Here is a 23,802-nt window from a genome sequence, read left to right on the forward strand (position 1 = left end):
ATGCCGGCGCATTTTTCCGGCAAAAAATTGGATCGATTGAAGGGCCATAAAAGCACGAACGATTGAGCCAGCGCCTGAAAGGGGAAAGGGTTTCAGGACGACGCAACCGGAACGGATGGGGAAGTTCTACCGGTTGCCTGGATAGGGAGCGTCACGGGGAGCACGCCGCAGGCGCGGCGTGCTTATCACGACGTAGGGGAGGACCAACAACATGAAGTCCCAATGGGTGTGCGTACTCGCAACCTCGCTGCTCGCGTGTTCGATTACGCAAGCATTCGCGCAAGATACTTCTGCACCATCGCAACAAAATTCCACTTATCAAACCACATCATCCAGCACCCATTCGACCGGCAGCGATCAAACGCCGTCCAAGCCGGTCAAGAAGCTGCAAGTGGTGCAAGTTACCGGTTCGATGATTCCAAGGGCGCAGGTCGAAGGGCCGACGCCGATCACCACCATCACGGCCGCCCAGATCGAAAAGCAGGGCTTCGTCGATACCTACGACGCATTGCGTTCGCTGCCTGTCGCAAACGGCTCGGTCGAAGACCCGCAATTCACCGGCGGTTTCACGCCCGGCGCCAAGACCATCAGCCTGTTCGGCCTGAGCCCGGACTTCACCTTGACATTGCTCAACGGCCGGCCCATGGCCAGCTATCCGTTGGCCTATAACGGCAGCACCAATATCACCGATATCTCCAATATTCCGGTGGGCCTGATCGATCACATCGACGTGCTGACCGGCGGTGCTTCCTCCATCTACGGTTCGGCGGCCATTGCCGGTGTGGTCAACATTGTGTTGAAGGATCACATCGAAGGCACGCACATCGATCTGCGCTACGGTGATTACAGCGAAGGCGGCGGCGCCAGCAAGCGCATCCAGCTGAGCTCCGGCCACAGCTTCGGCAAGTTCGATATCAGCGGTGGCGTGCAGCTTTCCAAGCAAGACCCGATCTGGGGCTATCAGCGCAGCTATATCGATTCCTATGCGGACGATCCCGATCCTGCCGGCCGCGTGAACTCACGTACCTTCCTGCGCCTGAACCTGGAGAACAACCAGTACATCGATCCGGGCGCAGCGACGTGTGCTCCGCTGAGCTATCTCTATCAGGGCAGCACCAGCTACAGCTATCGCAACAACCTCGGCTATTACTGCGGCAGCCCCAAGAACGTCAGCTTCGCCACCCTGGCCAACCAGGAAACCGATGCCGACGGTACGCTGTTCCTGCGTTATCACCTCAACGATCACACCACGCTTTATTCGGACGTCCTGTATAGCTACAGCAACCCGACCTATGTCGGCGGCAGCCCGTTCTGGAACCAGTCGTTCTACAACCAGACCACCGGCCAATACGAAGAGTGGCAGCGCATCTTCGCGCCGGAGGAAATCGGCGCCGACGCCACCGACCAGCATGTGTTCACGCGTTCGTACAACATCAGCATCGGAGCGCGTGGCCAGATCGGTGACGACTGGAACTACGACGCTTACTACAACCGTTCGCAGACCAATCTGGAACGCAAGACCAATGACTTCGTGGCTCAGAACGGTATCGACAATTACTATCTCGGGCCGCAGCTCGGTACGGACGCCAACGGCTATCCGATCTATGCACCCAACCTGGATCGCCTGTACCAGCCGTTGACGAAGGCCTTGTATGACGAGTTTGTCGCGCCCAACGACGCAACATCAGTGACCTGGACCCAGAACGAAACCTTCACCGCCAACACCACCAGCTTGTTCTCGTTGCCGGCAGGTGATGTAGGCGCCGCGGTGATTGCCCAGACCAGCAACACACGCTTCTCCAATGCCTCGGCCAGTCCGCTGGCGGCGGAAGGCTATTTCCGCGGCGTCACCGGCAGCACCACGGCAGGGGGTGCCAGCAACCAGTTCGCATTCGGTGGCGAATTGCAGGTGCCCTTGCTCAAGCAACTCACCGCGGACATGTCTGCGCGCTTCGACAAATACAACTACGGCGGCCGGGGCCATGGTCGCCCCACCTACAAGCTTGGCCTGGAATACCGCCCTTTCGATACCTTGTTGATTCGCGGCAGCTATGCCACGGCGTTCCGCGCACCGGATCTGTTCTATCTGTTTTCGGCGCATAGCAGCGGTTACACCACCAACACCGACTACTACAAATGTCGCCAGGGCGGCTATAACTCGGCCACGTACAGCGAGTGTCCGTACAACGGTCAGTCCATCCTGGGGGTTAGTTCCGGCAACACCGGCCTGATGGATATCACCGCCAAAACACTTACCTTTGGTTTTGTGTGGTCCACATCGGACAACAACCTGAGCTGGTCGGTCGACTATGACGCCATCCGCATCAACAACGAAGTAGTGACGTTGAGCACGGATGAAATCCTGCAAGAAGAAGCCGATTGTCGCCTGGGCAAGTCGGAGAATGGCGCGACCGTCTACGACATCAACTCGCCGACCTGCCAGCAAGTGCTTGGCGAAGTGGTGCGCTACCCGCTGTCTGACCCGGCCAATCCGGGCGGGATCAAACAGGTCAACACTTATCCGATCAACGTGGCGTCGGAATACCAGACGGGTATCCAGTCATCGGTCAAGTATCGTTTACCGACGGAGCATTTCGGTTCGTTCCAGTTCGGCCTCGACTACTATGACGAGCTGAAGCACACGTACCAGGAAAAGGCCGGCGATCCGACCATCAACTACCTGTGCTGTGACAACAACGACGAGTTCAAGAGTCGCGTGAGCGGTACCGTTACCTGGAATATCGGCAAGTGGAGCTCAACCCTCTATGGTCTCCGCGACGGTCCCACCTGGAACTCCATCGGTACGAGGAACAATATCGGACCCTGGATTACCTTCAATGGCAGCATCGCCTACAAGGTATTGCCGAAGACCACCGTCTCAGTCACCGCCAACAACATCTTCAACAAGCGTCCGCCCATGGATCCGACCAATACCGGTTGGCCCTTCTTCGATGTATTTGACTACAACGCATTAGGGCGTTCGGTATACGTCGACGTGGGCTTTGATCTAGGTATGTGATAGCAACCCCGCCGGGGTGTCGAGCGTCAGCGAGGCACCCCGGCCAATCCCCAAGCAACACATCGATACGAGGTAAAACGCCATGCAACGAAAACACTGGATGACCTATGCAGTTGCCGCCATCACGCTGGTCGCGGGCGGTATGGTCCATGCGCAAGAGCCGCACAACACGCTTACCGCGCAGGAAAAGGCCCAGGGCTGGCGTTTGCTCTTCGACGGTAAAACGCTCAAGGGCTGGCATTCGTACTTGCAAAGCGGCCCTGGCAAGGACTGGAGCGTGCACGATGGCGCGATCATGCTGGAGAAGCGCGTGCACGATCCGGAAAAGCATTTCCAGGATCTGGTCACCGATGCCGAATATAAAAACTTCGATCTGAAAGTGTCATGGAAAATGAATCCCTGCGAAGACAGCGGCGTCATGTTCTATGTGCATGAAGATCCCAAATTTGCCTACACCTTCGAAACCGGCCCGGAAATGCAGATCGCAGATCTGGCCTGCACCAAACCGGATAGTCGCGTTTTGAAGGAACGCTCCGGCGATCTGTTCGACATCATTTCCTCCGACGTGGAATGGGTCAACGAAGCACCGCAATGGAACCATTTCGAAATCATTGCCGATAACGGACACGTGCAGTTCTTCCAGAACGGCCACAAGGTGGTGGATACCCACCTGTGGGACAGCGAATGGAAGCAGCTCGTTTCCAAAACGAAATTCGCGGCATGGCCTGGCTTCGCCGCCTTCCAGCAAGGACATATCTCGCTGCAGGGCACCGAGGACAAAGGCGCCGAACCGATCCGCATCTGGTTCCGCGATATCAAGATCAAGGAGCTTTGAGGAATCAGGCTGCGTCCATTCCCGGATGCCTTGATGCCTGATCTGCGGCGCATCCTGCACGCCGGTTTTCAATCCCCATTTGGCCTGTCTCTCGACAGGCCTTTTTTTGTTCGAATCCGCGCCAGCGAATATCGATGGCGCCACGTTCGGCGAACGCTTTTACGCTGTTACGGCGGCATCGTTGCGCCCTTCAAACGTCACGATGGCGTTCCATCCGCGTGCGTGCCGACCATCGTCGGTTTCGATGGTGGCGTTGTGAGACCTGGCTCTGCCGCCGGATGTCACTTGTACACGGCATGCGTTTCAGCCTCGTCGAGAGATGGGCGCTTTGATTTTTTTGCACGGCAGCGAGTGAGAAGGCCGCGTGGGCATGCGCAAGACAATCACTGAGAAGCCAGCGACGAAGGCGGGAGCGGTCACGTGTGAGGCGCTTCTTACGAAAGAGTGCCGAGGGGGCCGCTCCCTTTTGGCCCGTAGCAGGCGGCGTACTTTTCGGCTTAATGCATGGAGGGCGATGACTGGGCCAGCTTTCGATGCGCGATGTCGCTGTTGCGCTGTCCCAACTCAATCAATAGCGCCACGCCCCACATGGCGGTTGCCAAATCATCGGTATTCGGTCGGTCGGCGCAGACCAGCAGTTCATTCAGGCTTTGCGCCATGGCGCGGGCACCTTCCAAAAACAGGCTGGCATCGTCGAGCAGGCGAAACGGGTCGGCGTTCGGCTCCAGGTGATAGCACGCACCGAGCGTGAACCAGGTATCGGGTGTTTCATGTTTCATGGCGTATTCCTTGGCGCAGCCCATCGCCATCGCCGTTCCGGTGGGAACGGTGTGACAACAAGCATGGATGTGGGGAGGGGGTAGAGCAGAGCGCGATGCTTATGCCCGGATGAGTATTTGTTGGCGTGCCGCATGGAAGGCGCCGCTGCTCGCGTGTGCTAGCGTTTCGGCATCGACCACGACCTTATGAGGCGAAACGGGCCGGCCAGGCGGCAAGCAGTCAAGCGGGTGACGAACCGCGTGTCGCACGTCCTTGGCCGATCCGGACGACGAACGGCCATGGGTAAACAGATCGAAGACGCTGTTGCGGGGGATGGCGTGACAATGCGTGGCGACGACAGGCCATGCTCCCGGGGTTTGCTGAGACATCGAACGCTCCTTTGCGCGATGGGCAAACCGCCGCCCGCACAGCGCGGGCGGCGGACGTGCCGGGGTAGGAAACCGGTAGTCACGTGACCCGGCCAGGCCAAAGCCTGCCCGACACGCCCGCCATAAACGCGGGAGTGTTAGCGCATGAAAAAAGCGCCGATCCGGCGCCTTCTTTCGCGCCGTGACTAAACGGGTTCCTACACCCGGTCGCTGATTTGGCAGCGACGCGTGCAAACTAAAACTCGCTTACATTGCCGTCAAGCGAATACATCGCGGGTAGTGTCTCAATGATGGGCTTACGAGCTTGTTGTGGGGTTGTGTCAAAGACGCAAACTGATCGAGACCGCCGAAGCGGCGGCGCGGGTTCGCGGCGGTCCACTCCCGTCATTCACAAGAATTTGACGCGTGGCGCCTTGTCATGGCGAAACACCAAACTTGGCCGAGCCGATTCGCTACCATCAAGGCGGTGCCATACAAGGGGGTGTTATGGACGACAGCAACAACAACTCCAACCGACGCAACAGCGGCGGCTTTCCTCCCCTTCCGTCGCCGAGCCGTCGCGTAAAGACTGGGACCACGCCGCCGCAAAGCCCGCAGACCTCGCCGCGAGGCAGCAGTTCGAGTTCCGATGATGATCTTATGGCCCGCTTCCTGAGGCTGCGCGACGACCTTCCTCAGAGTACGCGGCAATCATCGTCGGAGGTGGGACTAGGGTTCCTCGATCTGCCGAGCGTGCCGAAACACCCGATCGGTACCCGAAACCAGTCCGCCACGTTCAAAGAGCTGGAGGGAGGTAAATCGTCGGGTGGGGCTACGGACACCATTACCCCCACCTCTCCGCGTGAATTCAGCGCCATCCAGACGTCCAAGCCGAAACCAAAATTCGAGCAGGATTACCAGCGTATTCATACCTTGCTGCAGAACAAAGACGAGGTAATGGGGCACTTCCAGAGCCTGGAATCCAGCCTGGAAAGCGGTGTGCGGCTGAAAGATGCGCTCTATCAAACCGAACAGCAGCATGGCTTTGCGCCGCAGATCCATCGCGTCAGCGGCCTGCAAAGCAATGAAGACTTCATGGGCATGGTCAACGAACGTGTTTTATTCAAGGACCGTGGCGCAGCGCGTGACCATGGCGAAAACACGCATCGCTTGCAGTGGTATGCGGTTGCCAAGGATATGGAAACCAACCCCCAGCACTACACCACCACCAAGGCTTCCGATCTCTATAAGGGCCTGGCCGAACGCTACCAGCAAGGTCAACGAAGCAAGTACCACTGGATGTCGCTGTTCGATCACGATTTCGAAAGCAAGGATTTCCGGCAAGCCGAAGTGCTGCATTCGCACCTTAAAACGCAACAGACGCTGCCTCGTTTGGGCGCGGCGACGTTAGCCGAAGATACCAAGCGCGGTAAGTTGGGGCCGGATCTGGACCGATTGAGAAAAGGGCCGGAACGTAATGCGAAAATCCAAGAAATGGAAAGGAACCCGATTCAATCGGGTCACGCGCAGAAAGTGCAAGAGTACAAGACGGGCGAAAACCATCAGCCCCGTGTGCGCTTGGAGGGCGAGCAACCAAAGAGTACGCCTATGAGCTTTCAACCCATCACCCGAGGTGGGAAAACATAACTGGCGGAGACGATTTGCATCTTTCTAAGCATTTCCCAAGGGGAATCATCCGGGTGTTGTTTGTTTGCCTTCTCTCAATCAAAGCGCCAACTCGTATTTGGCACCCGGGCCACGGCCGGAGCTGATGTTTCGAATGCAAGCTTTCTCCAACAAGTCCGATAGATGGCGACTTGCTGTTGGTTTGGATACCTTGGTAATCGCACGGTAGTTCTTGGCCGAGAACGTCAGTGTTTGGTCCGATTCCAGATCTTCCATGATGCGTACAAGAAATTTGCGTTGTTCCGGCATCAGATGGACGTCCTTGATCCGCTCCCAAAACCGCGCACGCACGATGGTCGCGCCGATTCGCTTCAGCGCCTGCTCAATGCTGAGCTTGAGCGTGGTAAGAAACCAAGTGAGCCATGGAGTGATATCCAGGCCGGATTTTTGACTGGTTTCGAGGATGTCGTAATAACCATTGCGGTCGGCAAAGATCTGCTCTGACATGCTGTAGAGGCGGATAGCCGTGTGCTCGGCCTGTGCCAATGCGAGGTCGGTAATAGCGCGGGTGAGGCGACCATTGCCATCTTCGAAAGGATGGATGGTGACGAACCAGAAGTGTGCAATGCCCCCGCGCAACAGCGGGTCGATGCGCGAGGCATGGTGCGTGTCTTCAAACCAGGCCAAAAATTGTTCCAGCTGTTTTTCGAGACCGGCGCGCGGCGGTGCTTCGAAATGAACGGTTTGCCGGGTCTCGGGGCCAGAGACGACGCGCATAGGCGCATCGCTGCGCAGATCGCCGATCACGATGGCATGGTGAAGGTAGCTCTCTTGGGGGGTTGGAAACAGCAAGGTGTGCCAGCGCTTGAGTCTGGTGATGTCCAGTGACTGTTCGTAGTGCTCGGTGATGTCGAGCATGAGTTCGGCGAGACCCTCGCTGCGCCGGGTCCGGCGTGCCTGGGTTTCCGCATGAACGCCTAGGCGTTTGGCCAGCGACGAGCGAACCGAAGCTACGTCAAGCTGTTCGCCCTCGATCTTGGAGGAATTGATGATGTTGTCCAGCAAGGCGATCAGTTCTTGTTGTTGGCGAGCGCGCTCATTAATCGCGCCGGCGGCACCTAGCAGGCGGCTTTGCATATCGCGGCACGCCTTTATTAAAGGCGCCAATGCCGGTTCGTTGTAGGTAAAGGCAGGCCAATCAGGCCGCTGCCAGATCCATTCGACGCTCATGACCGACCTGTCCCGTGCGAGGGGTGAGCCTTTTTAGGGCATAATGGGCTCACCAGATGAGCCTATTATGCCAACAAATAGGCTCTCTCGCGTTCTTTCCCTCTCCAGCTTCAGATGAGCCTATTCCGGTGTTCGATAGGCTCATCAGGCGGGGTAGCGGGATCCATGCCCATGGCGCGAGGCCGCCAGTCATGCAGCTTGCTGGGATAAGTCGCGCCGACATCCCGTGACAATAGTCCAGGCGCACTTCTGATGAGCGTGCCGAAGATGGCGCCAGGGTGGATGGTATTGCTGTGATCCATGGCAGTTGTCAGCGCATGCAAAGGCTGCGGTGATGAGCGGCGTATGTACCCGACATCGGCGTCGACATGATCAGCAACGACCCACATCATCGTTGACGCACCGTCATTTTCAATCGTTCTCGTCATGGCGATCAGCGAAGGGCGATTGAAAATGGTTGTGTGCATTTGCATGCTAAGCGATGAGATTTGTCTGCTCTTATAAAAGAGCGACAAAAAAACATGCATTGTGCTTTGACGATGCAATTCAAATTCCTACAATCATTGCCTTACACATTTGGCATCGTGCAATGAGGTTATGGGCATTGCTCTCTCGATGTTATGCACGCGATGCGCGAAAAGTGACGAATGGAAAAGCGATGTGCGGCGAGCAATCAACGCTGCCGCACAAGCAAGTCATTCAAGGAGATGATGCATGTTGGTATTACTCGTGGGCGCGAGCGGCGCCGTCGGCTCTTTGATCGGTCAATATCTTGAAGCAGCTGGCCACGATGTCATCCACGCTGGACGCGAGAGTGGCGAATTACTGGTGGATATCGCCGATCAGCAAAGCGTGAAGGCGCTTTTCAATGCGGTGGGAAAAGTGGATGCGATCGTCTCGACCACCTGCGACGTTTGCGTCGATCCGAGCCTGAAGATGGGTGCGCGGAAAATCGAGGCGGAGCTCGAATATCGGGTGTTCGGCCAGGTTCGTCTTGCACTCATCGGCCAGCATTTCCTGAATGAGAAAGGCTCGATCACGCTCACGAGCGGCATCCTCTCGGAAGAGCCGGTTCTTGATGATGATGTAAGTGCCGCGGTCGCCAACGCCACCATCGAAGGATTTGTACGGGGTGCGGCGACAGAGCTAAGGCGCGGTTTGCGGATCAACGCGGTGAGCCCGACGCTTTTCATGGAGTCCGTAGCGGATTACGACATGTATCTGTCGAGCCTGGGTACTGTTCCCGGCGAACGCGCTGCGCTCGCCTACCAACGTAGCGTCAACGGCGCAAAGACGGGGCGCATCTACAACGTCTGGTAAGGGCAACAGGTACCTCGGCGCCATCGGCCTCCCGAGGACTGGAATATGCGCCTCGGCAGGACGGTGCTTCAATGCGCCATCATCCGGTAGAACTAGATATAGAAGCGGCCGATGGCCTGAACCAGGGCAGTCGCGACTGGATGAGGAATGCAGGATCTTTGTGACAGCCATCAGGCGCTTCAGCTATCCCAGCTAAGATGAAAGGGGGCAAAGCTTAGCGCCGACTCGGGGATCCGTCATGTCAGATTCCGAATGGGAAACGTTCTCGCCGCTTGCTCTAGCAAGGACCCTTGGCATCCTGTCCCTGATCGGGATCGTCGCCGGTGGATTCGATATCGGCTATGTCCATAGCACTTTGATTGTGGATGGCGATGTCTCGGCAACCGTACACAACATCCGGGATCACGAGGTGCTATTCCGCTTGGGCTTTGTCGCGCACCTGGTCGTACTGCTATGCAATATTCCCAATGAAGTCATCGGCTTCATCTTGTTCAAGCGCGTGAATGCAGTCATCGCTGCTACGTCGGCGTGTTGCGGGCTGGTGGGAACGGCTGTCGAAGGAATCGACATGCTCAATGCCTACGTACCTTTGCTGTTCGTGGCCAATGGCGACACATTCGCCGCTCTCGGCCATGAGTCGCTGCAAACCTTGTCGTATACCGCGACGCAGCTGCAGGATGCGGGTCTTCTTATCGCATTCGTGTTTTACGGTGTCGATGAGTTGCTGGCGGGATTCCTGGTTTTTCGCTCCCGGTTTCTTCCGCGCATCCTCGGCATTTTGCTAGGGCTGGCCGGATTCTGTTATTTCACGGATGGCATCACCAAATTCCTGCTGCCAGCACTGCACGCACACGTGCTTCCTTATTTGCTTTTTCCATGTTTGCCCGGTGAGGGCTTGTTTGCCTTATGGCTGGCGACGAAGGGCTTGGATGTTGCGAAGTGGCGGGCTTGGACAATGGGAGTGTGAAAGGGTTAGAAGGCACCGCTTGACTCGGGTATCAGGCATCGTAAACACGATACGCTCCAACTTGGTCACATTTCGGAGGCTCAGATGAAGAGGGTTACAGGTATCGGAGGAATCTTTTTCAGTGCGAAGGATCCCGTCGCTCTGCGAGCTTGGTACAAGCAACACCTGGGAATCGACGTCCAGGTATGGGGAGGCACGGCATTCAAGTGGGTGGACGCAACGGGTCATCCGACGCACGGAACGACTGCATGGTCCATCGGGGCTGCTGATAGCGGACACTTCGCACCAAGCAAGTCGACCTTCATGATCAATTATCGTGTCGAAGACTTGGCCGCGTTGCTCCAGGCGCTTCGCGATGAAGGATGCAACGTCTTGGATAAGACAGATGATTCAGAGTACGGGAAGTTTGGTTGGGTCATGGACCCGGAGGGCAACAAGGTCGAACTTTGGCAGCCGCCTCCGGGACAGTGAATCTCACCCCTGATTACTTCTGCAGCAGCGTTATTTAAGTCAATCCCCGAGCGGGGCCGGCATGCGGTCCCGCTTTTTGCATGCGTAAAAAATGGACGACGAGAGCATCTCTTCAGATCCAAGGCGCGCAGCGCGCATTCAGCCGAAATGCGAAATGTCAGGTGGCCGCCTTTGAGACATCCGAGGCCTTCTACCCATAAGCGGCCGCTGCATCGTTTTTTTATAAGTTTAACTTGCAAGATAAACTTCTAATAAGTATGCTACACATATGCCCCCGTCCCCCGCCTCGAATGTCACTATCGAAGCAGCTGTGACTGACCTCACGGCTGCCGTCAGCCAACTGCTGCGCCGCCTGCGTTCCCAGGCCAACCCGAATGAACTGAATCTCTCGCAGCTTGGTGTCTTGGCAAGGCTGGATCGGCAAGGCGCCATGACTACGGCGGAGCTGGCGCGCGCCGAGTCGATGAAGCCCCAGTCGATGGGCACGATTCTCGCGAGCCTGGAACAGGAGGAGCTGGTCGAGCGGCAACCTCATCCCACCGACGGGCGGCAGATTCTTTTTGCCTTGACATCCGCGGGCGTTGAAATGAGACGCCAGCGTGGCATCGCAAAGCGCGAATGGTTGCTCGCAGCGATGGCAAAGCTGAAGCCGGCGGAGCTCAAGACCATCATGGATGCCATTCCGCTGATCAAACACCTGGGCGAGTCATAACGACAAACCTGCTGGACGGTTCCGTGTGCATGACGCATGGCGCGCAAGACGGTTCACGTCAGCGTGCACTCTTACGTTTTGTCTGAAAAAGGCGATACCTGATGAACTGGCTGCATGATCTCTCTTATTTTTTTGGCGGTGTTTTTTTGACGAATGCCATTCCGCATTTTGTTAGCGGCACGATGGGGCGCCCGTTTCAGTCGCCTTTTGCGAAACCACCCGGTCAGGGCCTTTCATCGTCCACGGTCAACGTGATCTGGGGTTTCATCAATTTCATCGCGGCGTATCTGTTGATTGTTTGTGTTGGCCGATTCGATATGCATGACGCCCAATCGATGATCGCACTGGGTTTGGGGGCATTGTTGATCAGTTTGCAGAGTGCGAGGCATTTTGGCCGCTTCCATGGCGGTCATCTTCAAGCTAAACGGTCATGAGCCCTGACGCCGGCCGCCAAGCCGAAGCGTCAGATCGACTGCATCCTTCGATTTGGAAAATCACGGCTGTCGTCGTGCTGGGATCGTTCCTTGCACAGCTCGATGCGACTGTCGCCAATGTGTCGCTCTCCAGTCTTGCCGTCGAGTTGCATACCGGTCTTTCGACCATTCAGTGGGTCACCAGTGGTTACCTATTGGCATTGACGCTGGCGTTGCCGATGAACGGATGGCTGGTGGATCGCTTCGGCGCGAAAGCCGTGTATGTGTGGTGCTTCGTGGCGTTCACGCTTTCTTCTGCGCTGTGCGGACTGGCTTGGTCGGCGTCATCACTGATCGGATTTCGGGTCTTTCAAGGCATCAGCGGCGGACTGCTGGCACCTATGGCTCAGATGATGATGGCGCGCGTTGCCGGAAGGCACATGGCGCGTGTGATTGGCTATGCCGCTGTGCCAGTGTTGCTGGCGCCGATCCTGGGGCCAGTCATCGCAGGCATGATTTTGCAGCACACTTCTTGGCGCTGGCTGTTCCTGGTGAATTTCCCGATCGGGGTGCTGGCCCTGGCGCTTGCCATCGTCTTTCTACCGCATGATGGTGAGCAAAGAAGGCCGCGTGAGCTCGACTGGATGGGGCTGGTGTTGCTTTCGCCGGGTCTGGCGATCTTTCTCTACGGAGCGGATCGAATCGGTGCGGGAATAGGCCAGGTCGCGATGTCGGTGTCCTTCATCCTGCTTGGCCTGTTTCTTTGGACGGCCAACCGTAAAGGCGACAAGGCGCTGGTGGATCTGCGGCTTTTCAAAGCCGGCGTATTTCCGGTTTCCGCCGTGACTCAATTCCTTTCCAATGGCGCGATGTTCGCGGGACAGATGCTGATTCCGATCTACCTGATTCGCGGTTGCGGACGTTCACCTGGCGATATGGGCTGGCTGCTGGCGCCGCTCGGCCTTGGCATGTTGTGCACCTATCCATGGATGGGCATGCTGACGAGCCGCTTCGGAATCCGAAATGTCGCCGTCGGCGGTTCGTTGCTGGCATTGGTCGGCACGTTGCCTTTCGTCTATCTAGCCAATCACTCGCTCGACCTGGCGATGTTGGCCGTTGCACTTTTCATCCGTGGCGTGGGCCAAAGCGCCGTGGGCATTCCTTCGATATCTGCCGCTTATGCCTCGGTAAGTCGAGATGAGCTGCCTATGGCGACCACGTCTCTCAATATCGTGCAACGTCTCGGAGGGCCTACCTTTACCACGCTTTGCGCAACTCTTTTGGGCTGGCTTCTCGCCATTCCACCTCGGCATGAGTCTCCGCTAAGCGCGTACGCTTGGGTGTTTTTGCTGCTGTGTATCTTGCACGCCGGCACCATGGTTGCGGCATCGCGGCTTCCACGTTCCATGGACGAGGTGAAAAAAAGAGGTGCCGTGCAAACGAATCTCGCCTGATACAGCGGCCTTGGGTGGATTTTCAGGAGAGCGCTGACGTCCAGGAGGCCAGCTTCAGGGCATCCGTATTTCGTATGCGCCGACCTGTCGAGGTATCTGTTGCCGCAGAGCTGTTGGAATCTTGCGGCAATGTACGGCGTTCCCGACTGGACAGGACATCATGGCCCGTACGCCGACTCATCGGGCTTGCCAAGAAACCTTGATGATCGGGTCATGAAGCCAGAATGCTCTGCTCGTTCTAACCGTCGCTCTGGCTTCGACACTAATTCAGCGTACGCACCCGGAGCGTACGTCCTTTGATTTTTCCGGCGCGTAAGCGCTCCAGCGCTTTATTCGCGAGCGTCCGGCTGACTGCCACATAGGCGCGCGTGGCAAAAACGTCAATCTTGCCGACATCATCCGCCTTCAGCCCGGCGCTGCCGGTCAGCGCACCGAGGATGTCTCCGGGGCGAAGCTTGTCCTGCCGGCCCGCGTCGATGACCAATGTTTTCATGGGCGCCAAATTCAGTGTCTTGCCCTGCGCCGAAGAGATTTTCAGTGGATGCCAAGGCAATGGTTTGCTCAGCGCCTGCTCGATATTTTCGGCTTTGGGTTTCTCGCGCGGCGTACACAGTGTCACCGCCAGGCCTGTTTGCCCGGCGCGGCCGGTGCGACCGATGCGATGGGTATGCGTATCAGGATCATGGGCAACGTCATAGCTGATCACCAGCGGCAGCGCCGTGATGTCGAGTCCGCGGGCCGCTACATCGCTAGCCACCAGGACAGCGCAACTGCGATTTGCGAATTGCACGAGCACCTCGTCGCGATCGCGTTGTTCCATGTCACCGTGCAGTGCCAGCGCAGAAAAGCCGCGACGATCCAGTTCGTTGGCTACGGCGTCCACATCGCGTCGCATATTGCAGAATACCAATGCGTGTTGGCCGCGTTCGCCGCTAAGCAGCGTCGCCAGCGCATCGAGTTTGCGGTCCGGATCAACCTCGATGAATCGTTGCTCGATCGCTGGCTGCTGGTCGACCGGCGTCTCGATAATGATTTCGACGGGGTCGCGTTGCATGCGTCGGCTTACTTCGCGAATATCATCCGGATAGGTGGCCGAAAAAAGCAGTGTTTGATGGTGCTTGGCAATCCGGCGGACGATGTCATCGATAGCCTCGCTGAAACCCATATCCAGCATGCGATCGGCTTCGTCCAGCACCAGCACCTTGATGCCGCCGCCATGCAGGCTCCCGCGCTTCAGATGCTCTTGCACGCGCCCGGGCGTACCGACCACGATATGCGGATCGTGTGTAAGCGATGCCAATTGCGGCCCCAAGGGCATGCCGCCGCACAGTGTCAGCAGCTTGACGTTAGGGATATTTGCAGCAAGTTTCCGAATGGCCTTGCTTACCTGGTCGGCCAGCTCGCGCGTTGGACATAGCACCAGTGCTTGCAAGCGAATGCTTTCTACCTGCAGCGATTGCAGCAAGCTCAGCCCGAATGCGGCGGTTTTGCCGCTGCCAGTCTGTGCCTGGGCGATTACGTCACGCCCCTCCAGCATCGCCGGTAGGCTTTGCGCCTGGATGGGAGTCATCTCGCTGTAGCCGAGCGTCTCGACACTGGCGAGCAAGAGAGGATGGAGAGGGAGCGTGCTGAAGGCGGTCATGCGGCATGATCGCATAGTCCTCCTATCCTCGGTCTGCTACGGGCCGATAGCGAGATCGTCCTTCAGTCCGGGCAAATGCCGACGTGCTTTCGGCCTCATCGCAAGCATGGACAACCTCGTCGAGCTTGCCGGCACGGTCTACGGCGCTGCTCTTGCACGGAGAGTCGTTGGCCATGCACTCTAACCACGCACGGCCTAACTCATGCGTTGGATACCATCAGCAAGGAGATTCATATAATGTCACCCCGGATGTGGTTTACCCTGGTTCTACGTTATCTCGGCGCTTCTGAAATTTTTAATGGCCTAAATAACTTTGTCACCGCGTACAACGTTCATACCGGCAATTTCTCAAGTGTGGCTACTGCAATGGCCTTTGTAAATCATGGTGTCGCGAGTACGGCTGTGGGCCTCGTTGTTCTTCTCGGGGCGGCACACATTTCCGCGCTTCTCGTATCTGCGCTACCTGCCAAGCAAACAGAGCCAAGTAACGCTGAGCCGTCGAATGTCTAGCTATTTGGCCAGGTGGGCGCGCGTATCGCCCGTCGCTTAATCCAGGTGTAAGCGATGCATCCCGTATTTCCCCAGCCTTCTCGAATGGCCGCTTGTAGTTGTGGACAACTGCAGGCGCATATCGTCGGTGAGCCTACGCGCGTGTCTGTATGCCACTGTCTGGCGTGTCAGCGTCGCACTGGAAGCGTGTTTGGTGCGCAGGCGCGGTTTCCACGCGAGGCAGTCACGGTCGTTGGCGCGAGCACCGAGTATGTCCGCACCGGAGACGGAGGAACGAAAAGCACATTCAGGTTTTGCCCGAAGTGCGGTGCCACCGTGTATTACACGATGGACGGTTATCCCGAGGTGGTCGCCATACCTGTGGGTGCGTTTGCAGATCCATCTTTTCCGGGACCAGGCCTCTCGGTGTATGAAGAACGCATGCACGCCTGGGTCCACATGCCCAACAACATCGAGCACATGGCATGATGCGGCGCTCACCGGCGAGCTGCCGCCACGCTTTCAGATCTTCAACGGCTGGGTGATGATCAGTCATCAGGAGATATACGTTGTCGAACGAACAACTGCAGATGCTCAGGTCTGCGGCCATGACGTTCCTGCCTACGGGAAAACCGATTATTTCAACGACGTGTTGCCAAGGGTAATGAAAGGTGGCGCGTAACCATTCGTTGGATCAGCTTGATTCATGCATCGGGCATGCATATTCACGTGCTTCGCTCTTATGTCAGTTCTCGTGCTGTTTGACGGCTGCACTGGACAGAACTTCATAGCCCGTACCTTTTGGAACCCCAAAGTTTGCGCGCCTAGTGAGCCATCGACTCAGACTATTTGTACGATCGGACCGCATACTCTGTTACACCCCTTAGAAATTAAATGATTATCTCGTATCAAATCGCTGTGGTTGAAGCACACGGAACTCCTTGGTCTGCGCCTTGCTCGATAACGGCAATAAAAAGCCCGCAGGGGGGAACCTGCGGGCTTTGGGGTCATCCATCTTTATGCTGCTTCGCGAGGAGGGGAGGCCCGGCTAAGCGGTGGGACTGATGTCTCTCGACATGGAGATAACTATACCCACTGGTGTATTAATAAAGCGTAACTTGGTCCGGGGTGCCGCTGACCACCAGTCGGGAAATCCAGTTTGCCAAGTCAGTTACCTGGCACGGCTAGATAGAGCGCCATAGTCCGTACCTTTTGGAACCTCATAGGTAGTGCGTTTTGCGAGCCGTCGACGCAGGCTATGTGTACAAACATGTGTCCAACCACTGGACAGAACTCCATAGTCTGTGCGTTTTAGCACCCCATAGTTTGTGCGTTTAACCGCGTGCCGACACAGACTATGACGTCCATTCGGACACTAGTCCCCATGACGGTCGCTCCAGTGGGGTCAAAGACCCAGACACTAGCTGGAAAGCAATCGTTGTCACGCCGTCTTTGCGCGGGATTGTTAGCCGGACGTCGAGTCGATAGAGTTGTGTGGAATCAGTCGTTTATCGGCCGCGTTCAGAAAGGCGGCAAGGATGTATAACCGGACATCGACGTCCGTCTATTAGGTAGTTAGGCCACAAACATGTCAACTGATGTCACTAACCAGCACTGGATCGAGACTTACAAGTCTCTCATCACGTTGTCGGTTGAGGGCTTCAAATTCAGTGCGCTCGCAAATGGTGGCGCAGCCGTTGCATTGCTAGCGTACCTTGGCAATGTTGCCGGTAAGGGTGCTGACGTCCCTGACATGCGCTTCGCTATGGCCGCATTTCTTGCTGGCCTTACCGCTTGTGGCGTCGCGATGCTTTGTGCCTACCTCACGCAACTCAAGCTTTTTAACGAGCCGCCTGTCGGCGAACGCCCCAAACTTTCGCACGGATGGCTGTTGTGGTCCGCTATCTTTCTATTTGCATGTAGCCTTGTTTTCTTCGGGGTCGGCTCATGGCAAGCGGTACTCCGCTTCCGGTAGTGTGGCCTAACAATTCGTCCAAGCGGACGCGCTAACCGCGCGCCGCTTAACTCCAGCGTTAGACCCCTATGCCAATTCCTGCCGCGCTATCCGACATTTGGGAGTTCTTACACTCCGAAGTGGTGTGGCTTCATGGTCGATGGACTGTCTATCGACAGATATTCGGGACGAATCCGGAACGAATTGACCTCATCAACGAAGCAGCCCCAACGTTCTTCTGGATGGTTCAACGAGTATTGATGAACGATGTTCAGCTGACGCTGGTCAAGCTCGCAGATCCTGCGGAAACGTTTGGGAAGAAGAATCTAACCCTTCAAACGCTGCTCAACCAATGCCAAAGCAATGGGTTCCAGGAGCTATCAGTCGCCCTGACTGAGGCGCTCTCGGAATTCCGTCAACGGTGCGAAAAGATCAAAGACAGACGGCACAAGGACATCGCGCACTTCGATCTTACAGCCCAATTGAGCAACAAGGCTGAGGTGCTACCTGGCCCTTCTCGCCAAGAAATTGAAGATGCGCTGGCTGCTTTGCGAAAGTTCATGAACATCGTCTATGGGCACTTCGAAAACAGCACAATGGGATATGAACACTTTTCGATGCTCTCCGACGGAAACACGCTCATCTTCAGGCTCACCGAAGCGCTTCGCTATGAGCAACTTCAATCCGCAGGCACCATTGCACATGAAGATATTTTTCAAGGCACCTATTCCGGAGTCTAACCACTCCGTCAACCGGACGCCCTGCCGGCCATGCCGGCAGGTTCCCTCCGGCCTGCGGCCTCCGGTCGCCGGTTACGTCGAACGTTAGGCGTTAGAGGTACACATGCTAGAGAGCATTTCTTCCTTTCTCGCTGCAGTTAAAGCGATGACACCTCAAATTCTGATCGGCATCGCCATCTTCTGTGGTGTTCTTCTGCTTTCATCGCCTTCGTTTACTGGAACGTTGGGTCTGACTGGTATTATTAGTGCAAACAGGGCGTACTTAGGCGTCGCTTTTGTCGCCTCTCTATGCATTCTCTTGTCGCAGTTCTTCTGGTGGGCAAAGGATTTTCTGCTTCATCCAGTTCGGGTGTTTCGTCGCTCAAGACAGCGGGACCTTCTCATGTCAGAGCTGACGCCAGACGAGAAAGGTTATCTCTTGCCGTACATCTCAGAAACAAAGAACAGTCAGTATTTCCGTATGGATGACGGGATCGCACAAGGTCTGGTTGCAAAAGGCATCATCTTTCAGTCGGCTACAGTTGGCTACTTGCACGATGGTTGGGCCTACAACCTTCAACCATGGGCCAGGCGTTACTTTGCCAAGCATACTGATGCACTTGTTGGGGCCAGCGAACCTCCAGAGCCTCTGCCGGGTGGCGCTTCACAATGGTAGCGCCTAACAACTCATTCAAGCGGACGCCTCCGGCGCCGCTTAACTCAAGCAGCTCATTCAGAGGTTATTTGTTTTCGAATTCGTCTGGAGGAGGCTGTAGAACGACCAAATATCTGCCTTTCTAGATCTACATCTAGAAGCATCAATGACTGAATATGAGCGCGTTCCTCCAAGCTAAGTATTTCTTGGTTTACTACCTTTTCGAGTTCCAAGAGCTTGGAGAATATTTTTAACCGTGCTGAAATACTAAAAGGTCCTGGAGCTTCGCGCCCAGAGCGCCTAACCGGCCATCGCTGTTTGACATCATTACGAAACTCGGCGAGCCAGTTCCTCAGATCCAAGTAAGGCTTAAGCTCAACGTATCCTTCTTGGATGAGTCCTTCTGCAGATCGATCCCTTCTGACAACAGTGCATGTCCAACAGCCGAATCTCCCTTTGGAGCAGGGATTTGTATGGACTTCTTTGATAACCGGACATTCTCCGGCAGCGCCTCGATAGAGCCGTTCAAGTGCATGCGAGTCAAGGGAATTCGGTATCCCCAATGAAAAGACTGCATCCCATACAGATTCCACACTCAAGTTGAGCAAAGGTAGGAAGAGGTCATATCGGGCACGCGATTCTTTCTGAACTTGCCAGTGGCCAGCCCCATGCGCAAGAACGGATCGCCTACGTTGCTCACTTTCCTGAGCGCGTGATCCAATTGCGACGACAACATCATTGCATGAAGCCGATGTTTCAATGAATTGAGCGACGGGTGCAATACGAAGATGTTTGGTACACCATCTAAACGCATTGGTGGGAGGTGGATAACCACGGCCCACTATTTTTACGAAGAAGCGTTTCTCAATGGGAGCATTAACAATGAGGGTCTCAATCGGGAGTTTTCTATCAGAAAACTCCCGAGTTACATTCATAAAAAATTGTCTTACATAAGCATCCAAAACCGGGCTCTCTACTCCCGTGTCACAATAGACAACTACCACCCGCCCCGCAAAGTCAGGCGTCTGTTTAAGTGCTGCGCAAAAAATCTTTAGGAGCGCACTTGAATCTTTTCCGCCAGAGAAAGCAACGATCCAAGTAGAGTTTCTGCGCGCCAATAAAGCAGTTCGGGTGATCTCAATCGCCTCAAGCACAGCATCCATACTAAGGATTCTCTCTGATCAACGCTTTATAACCTTCGACAAGCACGGCTCTTTGTGACCTCGTGACATGAAACAGCTGATCTTCGATCAGTTCACTATGATTGCGAGAGATCTTGGGTAGAAGGAGCCAGCAAATCGCTGCAAAAAGCATTAGTAAAATCGACCATACGAGCAGATACGGTTTGCCTGCAACTCCCGATAGAAGGGCAATCAAAAAGCCGCCAATCCCAAGAATGATAACCGCGTCGCAACAGCTCGATAGGGCAAGTCCGTTGTCTCTAATTCTCCGAGATAGCTCTACGAGAGTGCTATCACCGTCTACAACCTTAAAATACAAGCGCATCCACTTTTTTCTTTCATTGGCATTAGTCGGCGCTTTAACGTTGTCCGGTGCTAATGAATTAGACAGTGCTGCGTGCAGCTTGAGGACGATCAGGGTATTGAACTGATTGAGGAATTTTTTCATCAGCAACTGACGAAAATCGAGTGAATGATAAATAAGACCAAGCGGTAAAGCGACAACAGTAAAGAAGAACGACAAAATTTTTCCGTCATCCGAGCTGTCCATGCCCAGTTGTTTGGCCAGGAATTCAATGATCGTGAAACCGCTTGGCCATATCACAGCGGAAAACATTGCTGCGGGAATAAATTTTCGCCAACGTAATAGCTCAGTCAAATCCATGGGGCACCAGTATTTGTGATGTCGACTTCCAGCAGCCAACAGAATTCCATTGCATGCTAAGTCGCGCGTTGACGAATCAGGTGTTTGTGATCGTTATCTGTTTCAACATGAGAGTGCTGTAAGCGTTAGCTCTTGGATCTGACCTGTGCTTTCTCTCAACAAGTGGCGATGCAGAGCCTTGAGTTTTACCGGCGATTATCGTGGGGCTGCTTTACTTGCGCGCTTCAACTGAACATCGACACCAGTCATCCTTAAGCGCCATTCGCAGAGCTGCTCGCTGGTGCCGAACTGCGTGTCACAAGAGAGCCTCCTCAACGATACACAATATGGTGAACTAACCGCTCAGCCAAACGGCTGAAGCCCGGGAGGGCTTGGCGGCCTTTCGCGTCGAGGAGAACATTGTTATCAAGACCATCGACTGTTAAAGCTTCGCTTACCCGGAAGTGAGCATCAGCGACCGGCCGCTCCTGGCCGCGGGCAGCCTTTGCGCCCACAGCAGCGACCGGATGCTGACTTGAAGTGTGCTTTTTCCCCCGATAGATTTCGACCAGGGCGTGTTCGAGCCTTGGCCGTGAAGCCAGGATGCGGAGCAATGCACTCCCAAAAGAGATCCTGTTCATGGATAAGCTTTTGTATTCGGCGTGAGGCCGTACGCCGCATTAAGCACAGTTTTTGACTCGGGCAGAGCCAACTCTAGTGTCATACTGTATTGATTTTATTCGTTTTTGCGAAGTGAAGCGGATCTCATAGTTTGTACGCAGCCCGGATCTCATAGTTTGTCGACGCAAACCAAACTATGGGGTTCTGTACACACGATTGCCATCCGCTGACTCTCCCTCTGCGATCAATTTGCACCAAACCAGCGCATTGCCCATGATGGTGCAATGAGCGAGCGGCGAGCCCAAAACTGGGTGGAGCAGATGTCGACCGGGTTGGCCGTGGTCGATGGACAATTGCGCGTGCAGTGGATCAACCCGGCCTTGGCTGAATTGCTGGGATTGGGGCTGAGGCATGCGCAGGGGCAGCCGTTGATGGGGTTGCTGCAGGATGTTGGGGTGATCGAGCAGGCGCGGCGCAGTCTGGTGGAGCAACGCTCGGTGCAATGCCGTGGTGTGTCGTTGTCACTCGTGCAAGGTGAGCAGCGGCTGGATGTGTCATTGCAGCCGTTGGATGCCGATAGCTTGCTGGTGGAGGTGCATGCGTTGGCGGAGCCGACGGGGACGGTATCGCCGTTGTCAGCCACGCTGCGTGGGTTTGCGCATGAAGTGAAGAATCCGCTGGCGGGTTTGCGCGGGGCGGCGCAGTTGCTGCAGCGCCGGCTGGAGGATCCGGATATGCAGGCACTGGCGGGCTTGGTAATTGCAGAGGCGGATCGCCTCGCGATGCTGGCGAATCGCCTGTTGCATCACGACGGCGCGCCGCAGTTGGCTGCGGTGAACTTGCACCAGTTGCTGGAGCGGCTGGGGGATCTGATTGTGGCGGAGCCTTCGCCGCCACGTCTGCGTCACGATTACGATCCGAGCTTGCCGGACGTGCATGGTGATGCCGATCGCCTGTTGCAGGTGATGTTGAACCTGGCACGCAATGCGATCGAAGCCGGTGCGACAACGCTGATTTTGCGCAGCCGTGTGGAGCATGGCGTGCGTTTGGGCGAGCGGATGTTTCGCAGCGCCCTGCGCTTGGACGTGATCGATGATGGCCCCGGCGTGCCGTCGGCACTGCGCGATACCTTATTTGAGCCGCTGGTCTCCGGTCGCGCCGATGGTACGGGACTGGGATTGGCGCTGTCGCGTGAAATCGCACATGAGCATGGCGGTGAGCTGCGTTATGTAAGCCGTCCCGGTGAAACCGTGTTCTCTCTTTATCTACCTTTGCCGCCACGCTCCAGCGCGGCGGGACATTCGGGACGTTTGTATGGCTAAACCTGCACAGGCATCGGGTATCTGGATCGTCGATGACGATCGCGGCATACGTTTCGTGCTGGCCGAAGCTCTACGCGACGCGGGACTGGATGTGCGCGAATTTGAAGACACGGCGAGTGTGCGTACTGCCTTGCGTGAGGCGACGCCGGCCTTGGTGATTACGGATGTGCGTATGCCGGGCGACGGCGGTCTGGTCTTGCTGGACGAGTTGCGTGCAAAACAGATAGGCCCGGTGATTGTGATGAGTGCTTATACGGATGTGGCGACGACTGCTGCGGCCTATCGCGTTGGCGCAGTCGATTACCTGGCCAAGCCATTTGATCTGGATCAGGCGTTGGCCTCAGTGCAACGCGCTTTGGCGGACGCGCCGCAGACCGAGCCAGCCACTGTGATGACACCTGCGCCGGCGCATGCGCTGCTGGGTGAAAGCGCGCCGATGCGCGAAGTGTTTCGCTTGATCGGGCGCGTCGCCGCCAGCGACTTGAATGTGCTCGTGACGGGCGAAACAGGCACAGGCAAGGAATTGGTGGCGCGTGCGCTGCATGAGGAAAGTGCGCGGCGCGGCAAACCCTTTGTGGCATTGAATACGGCAGCGATACCGAGCGAGCTGTTAGAGAGCGAATTGTTCGGTCATGAGGCCGGCGCGTTCACGGGTGCGACACGCCGCGTAGCGGGGCGTTTCGAGCAGGCGGAAGGCGGCACTTTGTTCCTGGATGAAATCGGCGACATGCCGCTGATCCTGCAGACACGCTTGTTGCGTGTACTGGCGGGTGGCGAGTTTTATCGCGTAGGCGGCCGGGAACTGATCCGCTGTAATGTGCGGATCGTCGCCGCCACGCATCAGGATCTGGATGCCCGGGTGGCGGCGGGGCAGTTTCGGGCGGATCTGAAGCATCGTTTGGATGTGGTACGCATCGAACTGCCGTCGCTGCGGCAGCGACGCAGCGACATCCCGCTGCTGGCACAGCATTTTCTCGCCAGTGCTGCACAAGAATTGAAATTGCCGCCAAAGCGGTTTTCCAAAGCAGCGCTAAAGGCGATCGCGCAGCGAGACTTTCCCGGCAACGTGCGCGAGCTAGAGAATCTGTGCCGGCGTCTGGCGGTGATCGCTTCGGGTACGGAGATTTTGCCTTCGGACTTGGGCAAATTCACCGAAGCGCCGCGTGGCGATTGGACGGATGCGTTGCGCGGCTGGGCAGAGCATGCACTGGAGCACGGCGAGGAAGCGATTCACATGCGTGCGCGCCAAGCGCTCGATCGTGTATTGCTGGAGGCGGCCCTGGCTGCCAATGGTGGTCATCGCCAACATGCTGCAGTGGCATTGGGTGTGGGGCGCAATACGCTCACGCGCAAGCTGGGTGCTTCGCGCGCACGGCGCAAATCTTGAACCATGGAGTCTGAT

At 56.3% G+C, this 23,802-nt stretch carries 24 protein-coding genes; 16 read left to right on the forward strand and 8 right to left on the reverse strand.

Annotation, left to right across the window (positions count from 1 at the left end; translation table 11 throughout):
• The first annotated feature begins 211 nt into the window (after positions 1-211).
• Entirely contained in the window at positions 212-3,019 is a 2,808-nt protein-coding gene (locus AC4HNJ_RS09885; protein ID WP_490479393.1) for a TonB-dependent receptor plug domain-containing protein, read from the forward strand.
• An 82-nt stretch (positions 3,020-3,101) separates the two neighbouring features.
• Positions 3,102-3,854: a 3-keto-disaccharide hydrolase gene (locus AC4HNJ_RS09890; protein WP_490479394.1), complete on the forward strand. Its 753-nt coding sequence runs from the start codon at positions 3,102-3,104 to the stop codon at positions 3,852-3,854.
• A 497-nt stretch (positions 3,855-4,351) separates the two neighbouring features.
• On the opposite strand, the gene AC4HNJ_RS09895 is transcribed toward AC4HNJ_RS09890, so the two are convergent.
• Together AC4HNJ_RS09895 and AC4HNJ_RS09900 are read right to left on the reverse strand one after the other, a co-directional pair.
• Positions 4,352-4,633, reverse strand: coding sequence for a hypothetical protein (locus AC4HNJ_RS09895; protein ID WP_490479395.1), 282 nt, complete (start codon positions 4,631-4,633; stop codon positions 4,352-4,354).
• Between the two features lie 99 nt (positions 4,634-4,732).
• The gene (locus AC4HNJ_RS09900; protein WP_490479396.1) at positions 4,733-5,002 is read right to left on the reverse strand and encodes a hypothetical protein; all 270 of its coding nucleotides are present in this window, start codon (positions 5,000-5,002) and stop codon (positions 4,733-4,735) included.
• Between the two features lie 639 nt (positions 5,003-5,641).
• On the opposite strand from AC4HNJ_RS09900, the gene AC4HNJ_RS09905 reads away from it, so the two are divergent.
• Positions 5,642-6,628 (forward strand): LirA/MavJ family T4SS effector, encoded by a 987-nt coding sequence (locus AC4HNJ_RS09905; RefSeq protein ID WP_490479397.1) that lies wholly within the window; start codon positions 5,642-5,644, stop codon positions 6,626-6,628.
• A gap of 78 nt (positions 6,629-6,706) precedes the next feature.
• Here the strand turns inward: AC4HNJ_RS09905 and AC4HNJ_RS09910 are convergent, their stop codons facing one another.
• Positions 6,707-7,837: a Fic family protein gene (locus tag AC4HNJ_RS09910; RefSeq protein WP_490479398.1), complete on the reverse strand. Its 1,131-nt coding sequence runs from the start codon at positions 7,835-7,837 to the stop codon at positions 6,707-6,709.
• A 110-nt stretch (positions 7,838-7,947) separates the two neighbouring features.
• Positions 7,948-8,382, reverse strand: coding sequence for a hypothetical protein (locus tag AC4HNJ_RS09915; RefSeq protein WP_490479399.1), 435 nt, complete (start codon positions 8,380-8,382; stop codon positions 7,948-7,950).
• A 169-nt stretch (positions 8,383-8,551) separates the two neighbouring features.
• Between AC4HNJ_RS09915 and AC4HNJ_RS09920 the strand changes: the two genes are divergently transcribed.
• The 6 genes from AC4HNJ_RS09920 to AC4HNJ_RS09945 all read left to right on the forward strand — a co-directional run bounded on the left by AC4HNJ_RS09920 (position 8,552) and on the right by AC4HNJ_RS09945 (position 13,174).
• Entirely contained in the window at positions 8,552-9,157 is a 606-nt protein-coding gene (locus AC4HNJ_RS09920) for a short chain dehydrogenase (RefSeq protein WP_490479400.1), read from the forward strand.
• A gap of 238 nt (positions 9,158-9,395) precedes the next feature.
• Positions 9,396-10,124: a DUF4386 domain-containing protein gene (locus tag AC4HNJ_RS09925; RefSeq protein WP_490479401.1), complete on the forward strand. Its 729-nt coding sequence runs from the start codon at positions 9,396-9,398 to the stop codon at positions 10,122-10,124.
• Positions 10,125-10,208: 84 nt separating this feature from the next.
• Positions 10,209-10,595, forward strand: coding sequence for a VOC family protein (locus AC4HNJ_RS09930; protein ID WP_490479402.1), 387 nt, complete (start codon positions 10,209-10,211; stop codon positions 10,593-10,595).
• Positions 10,596-10,863: 268 nt separating this feature from the next.
• Positions 10,864-11,307 (forward strand): MarR family winged helix-turn-helix transcriptional regulator, encoded by a 444-nt coding sequence (locus tag AC4HNJ_RS09935; RefSeq protein WP_490479403.1) that lies wholly within the window; start codon positions 10,864-10,866, stop codon positions 11,305-11,307.
• A 101-nt stretch (positions 11,308-11,408) separates the two neighbouring features.
• The gene (locus tag AC4HNJ_RS09940) at positions 11,409-11,741 is read left to right on the forward strand and encodes a hypothetical protein (protein ID WP_490479404.1); all 333 of its coding nucleotides are present in this window, start codon (positions 11,409-11,411) and stop codon (positions 11,739-11,741) included.
• Entirely contained in the window at positions 11,738-13,174 is a 1,437-nt protein-coding gene (locus tag AC4HNJ_RS09945; RefSeq protein ID WP_490479405.1) for a DHA2 family efflux MFS transporter permease subunit, read from the forward strand. The genes AC4HNJ_RS09940 and AC4HNJ_RS09945 overlap by 4 nt, the downstream gene beginning before the upstream one ends.
• Before the next feature lie 262 nt (positions 13,175-13,436).
• Here the strand turns inward: AC4HNJ_RS09945 and dbpA are convergent, their stop codons facing one another.
• On the reverse strand, positions 13,437-14,816 hold the full coding sequence (gene dbpA, locus AC4HNJ_RS09950; protein WP_490479406.1) for an ATP-dependent RNA helicase DbpA: 1,380 nt from the start codon (positions 14,814-14,816) through the stop codon (positions 13,437-13,439).
• A 594-nt stretch (positions 14,817-15,410) separates the two neighbouring features.
• Here dbpA and AC4HNJ_RS09955 point away from each other — a divergent pair.
• The 5 genes from AC4HNJ_RS09955 (at position 15,411) to AC4HNJ_RS09975 (ending at position 18,654) form a co-directional block, all read left to right on the forward strand.
• Entirely contained in the window at positions 15,411-15,794 is a 384-nt protein-coding gene (locus AC4HNJ_RS09955) for a GFA family protein (RefSeq protein ID WP_490479446.1), read from the forward strand.
• Positions 15,736-15,987, forward strand: coding sequence for a hypothetical protein (locus AC4HNJ_RS09960; protein ID WP_490479449.1), 252 nt, complete (start codon positions 15,736-15,738; stop codon positions 15,985-15,987). The genes AC4HNJ_RS09955 and AC4HNJ_RS09960 overlap by 59 nt, the downstream gene beginning before the upstream one ends.
• Before the next feature lie 906 nt (positions 15,988-16,893).
• Positions 16,894-17,280, forward strand: a complete 387-nt coding sequence (locus AC4HNJ_RS09965; protein WP_490479407.1) for a hypothetical protein — start codon at positions 16,894-16,896, stop codon at positions 17,278-17,280.
• 68 nt (positions 17,281-17,348) lie between these two features.
• Complete coding sequence (locus AC4HNJ_RS09970) at positions 17,349-17,999, forward strand: AbiU2 domain-containing protein (protein WP_490479408.1); 651 nt, start codon at positions 17,349-17,351, stop codon at positions 17,997-17,999.
• A gap of 103 nt (positions 18,000-18,102) precedes the next feature.
• A complete protein-coding gene (locus tag AC4HNJ_RS09975; protein ID WP_490479409.1) occupies positions 18,103-18,654 on the forward strand; it encodes a superinfection exclusion B family protein in 552 nt (183 codons plus the stop codon).
• A gap of 53 nt (positions 18,655-18,707) precedes the next feature.
• Here AC4HNJ_RS09975 and AC4HNJ_RS09980 read toward each other — a convergent pair whose 3' ends face one another.
• From AC4HNJ_RS09980 to AC4HNJ_RS09990, 3 genes are all read right to left on the reverse strand, one after another.
• Positions 18,708-19,796 (reverse strand): phosphoadenosine phosphosulfate reductase domain-containing protein, encoded by a 1,089-nt coding sequence (locus AC4HNJ_RS09980; protein ID WP_490479410.1) that lies wholly within the window; start codon positions 19,794-19,796, stop codon positions 18,708-18,710.
• 1 nt (position 19,797) lies between these two features.
• On the reverse strand, positions 19,798-20,478 hold the full coding sequence (locus tag AC4HNJ_RS09985) for a hypothetical protein (RefSeq protein WP_490479411.1): 681 nt from the start codon (positions 20,476-20,478) through the stop codon (positions 19,798-19,800).
• A 311-nt stretch (positions 20,479-20,789) separates the two neighbouring features.
• Positions 20,790-21,098: a hypothetical protein gene (locus AC4HNJ_RS09990; RefSeq protein WP_490479412.1), complete on the reverse strand. Its 309-nt coding sequence runs from the start codon at positions 21,096-21,098 to the stop codon at positions 20,790-20,792.
• Positions 21,099-21,362: 264 nt separating this feature from the next.
• Here AC4HNJ_RS09990 and AC4HNJ_RS09995 point away from each other — a divergent pair, with 264 nt between their 5' ends.
• Entirely contained in the window at positions 21,363-22,400 is a 1,038-nt protein-coding gene (locus tag AC4HNJ_RS09995) for a two-component system sensor histidine kinase NtrB (protein ID WP_490479413.1), read from the forward strand.
• Positions 22,393-23,787, forward strand: a complete 1,395-nt coding sequence (ntrC, locus tag AC4HNJ_RS10000) for a nitrogen regulation protein NR(I) (protein WP_490479414.1) — start codon at positions 22,393-22,395, stop codon at positions 23,785-23,787. Before AC4HNJ_RS09995 ends, ntrC begins: the two co-directional genes overlap by 8 nt.
• Positions 23,788-23,802: the final 15 nt, after the last annotated feature.

The organism is Dyella sp. SYSU CM1112 (genome assembly GCF_058216415.1).

What these genes read in the sequence shown, in the direction of transcription:
- AC4HNJ_RS09885 (WP_490479393.1), top strand. Translation starts at nt 212, where the DNA reads ATGAAGTCCCAATGGGTGTGCGTACTCGCAACCTCGCTGCTCGCGTGT.
- AC4HNJ_RS09890 (WP_490479394.1), top strand. Translation starts at nt 3,102, where the DNA reads ATGCAACGAAAACACTGGATGACCTATGCAGTTGCCGCCATCACGCTG.
- AC4HNJ_RS09895 (WP_490479395.1), bottom strand. Translation starts at nt 4,633, where the DNA reads ATGAAACATGAAACACCCGATACCTGGTTCACGCTCGGTGCGTGCTAT.
- AC4HNJ_RS09900 (WP_490479396.1), bottom strand. Translation starts at nt 5,002, where the DNA reads ATGTCTCAGCAAACCCCGGGAGCATGGCCTGTCGTCGCCACGCATTGT.
- AC4HNJ_RS09905 (WP_490479397.1), top strand. Translation starts at nt 5,642, where the DNA reads ATGGCCCGCTTCCTGAGGCTGCGCGACGACCTTCCTCAGAGTACGCGG.
- AC4HNJ_RS09910 (WP_490479398.1), bottom strand. Translation starts at nt 7,837, where the DNA reads ATGAGCGTCGAATGGATCTGGCAGCGGCCTGATTGGCCTGCCTTTACC.
- AC4HNJ_RS09920 (WP_490479400.1), top strand. Translation starts at nt 8,552, where the DNA reads ATGTTGGTATTACTCGTGGGCGCGAGCGGCGCCGTCGGCTCTTTGATC.
- AC4HNJ_RS09925 (WP_490479401.1), top strand. Translation starts at nt 9,396, where the DNA reads ATGTCAGATTCCGAATGGGAAACGTTCTCGCCGCTTGCTCTAGCAAGG.
- AC4HNJ_RS09930 (WP_490479402.1), top strand. Translation starts at nt 10,209, where the DNA reads ATGAAGAGGGTTACAGGTATCGGAGGAATCTTTTTCAGTGCGAAGGAT.
- AC4HNJ_RS09935 (WP_490479403.1), top strand. Translation starts at nt 10,864, where the DNA reads ATGCCCCCGTCCCCCGCCTCGAATGTCACTATCGAAGCAGCTGTGACT.
- AC4HNJ_RS09940 (WP_490479404.1), top strand. Translation starts at nt 11,409, where the DNA reads ATGAACTGGCTGCATGATCTCTCTTATTTTTTTGGCGGTGTTTTTTTG.
- AC4HNJ_RS09945 (WP_490479405.1), top strand. Translation starts at nt 11,738, where the DNA reads ATGAGCCCTGACGCCGGCCGCCAAGCCGAAGCGTCAGATCGACTGCAT.
- dbpA (WP_490479406.1), bottom strand. Translation starts at nt 14,816, where the DNA reads ATGACCGCCTTCAGCACGCTCCCTCTCCATCCTCTCTTGCTCGCCAGT.
- AC4HNJ_RS09955 (WP_490479446.1), top strand. Translation starts at nt 15,411, where the DNA reads ATGGCCGCTTGTAGTTGTGGACAACTGCAGGCGCATATCGTCGGTGAG.
- AC4HNJ_RS09960 (WP_490479449.1), top strand. Translation starts at nt 15,736, where the DNA reads ATGAAGAACGCATGCACGCCTGGGTCCACATGCCCAACAACATCGAGC.
- AC4HNJ_RS09965 (WP_490479407.1), top strand. Translation starts at nt 16,894, where the DNA reads ATGTCAACTGATGTCACTAACCAGCACTGGATCGAGACTTACAAGTCT.
- AC4HNJ_RS09970 (WP_490479408.1), top strand. Translation starts at nt 17,349, where the DNA reads ATGCCAATTCCTGCCGCGCTATCCGACATTTGGGAGTTCTTACACTCC.
- AC4HNJ_RS09975 (WP_490479409.1), top strand. Translation starts at nt 18,103, where the DNA reads ATGCTAGAGAGCATTTCTTCCTTTCTCGCTGCAGTTAAAGCGATGACA.
- AC4HNJ_RS09980 (WP_490479410.1), bottom strand. Translation starts at nt 19,796, where the DNA reads ATGGATGCTGTGCTTGAGGCGATTGAGATCACCCGAACTGCTTTATTG.
- AC4HNJ_RS09985 (WP_490479411.1), bottom strand. Translation starts at nt 20,478, where the DNA reads ATGGATTTGACTGAGCTATTACGTTGGCGAAAATTTATTCCCGCAGCA.
- AC4HNJ_RS09990 (WP_490479412.1), bottom strand. Translation starts at nt 21,098, where the DNA reads ATGAACAGGATCTCTTTTGGGAGTGCATTGCTCCGCATCCTGGCTTCA.
- AC4HNJ_RS09995 (WP_490479413.1), top strand. Translation starts at nt 21,363, where the DNA reads ATGAGCGAGCGGCGAGCCCAAAACTGGGTGGAGCAGATGTCGACCGGG.
- ntrC (WP_490479414.1), top strand. Translation starts at nt 22,393, where the DNA reads ATGGCTAAACCTGCACAGGCATCGGGTATCTGGATCGTCGATGACGAT.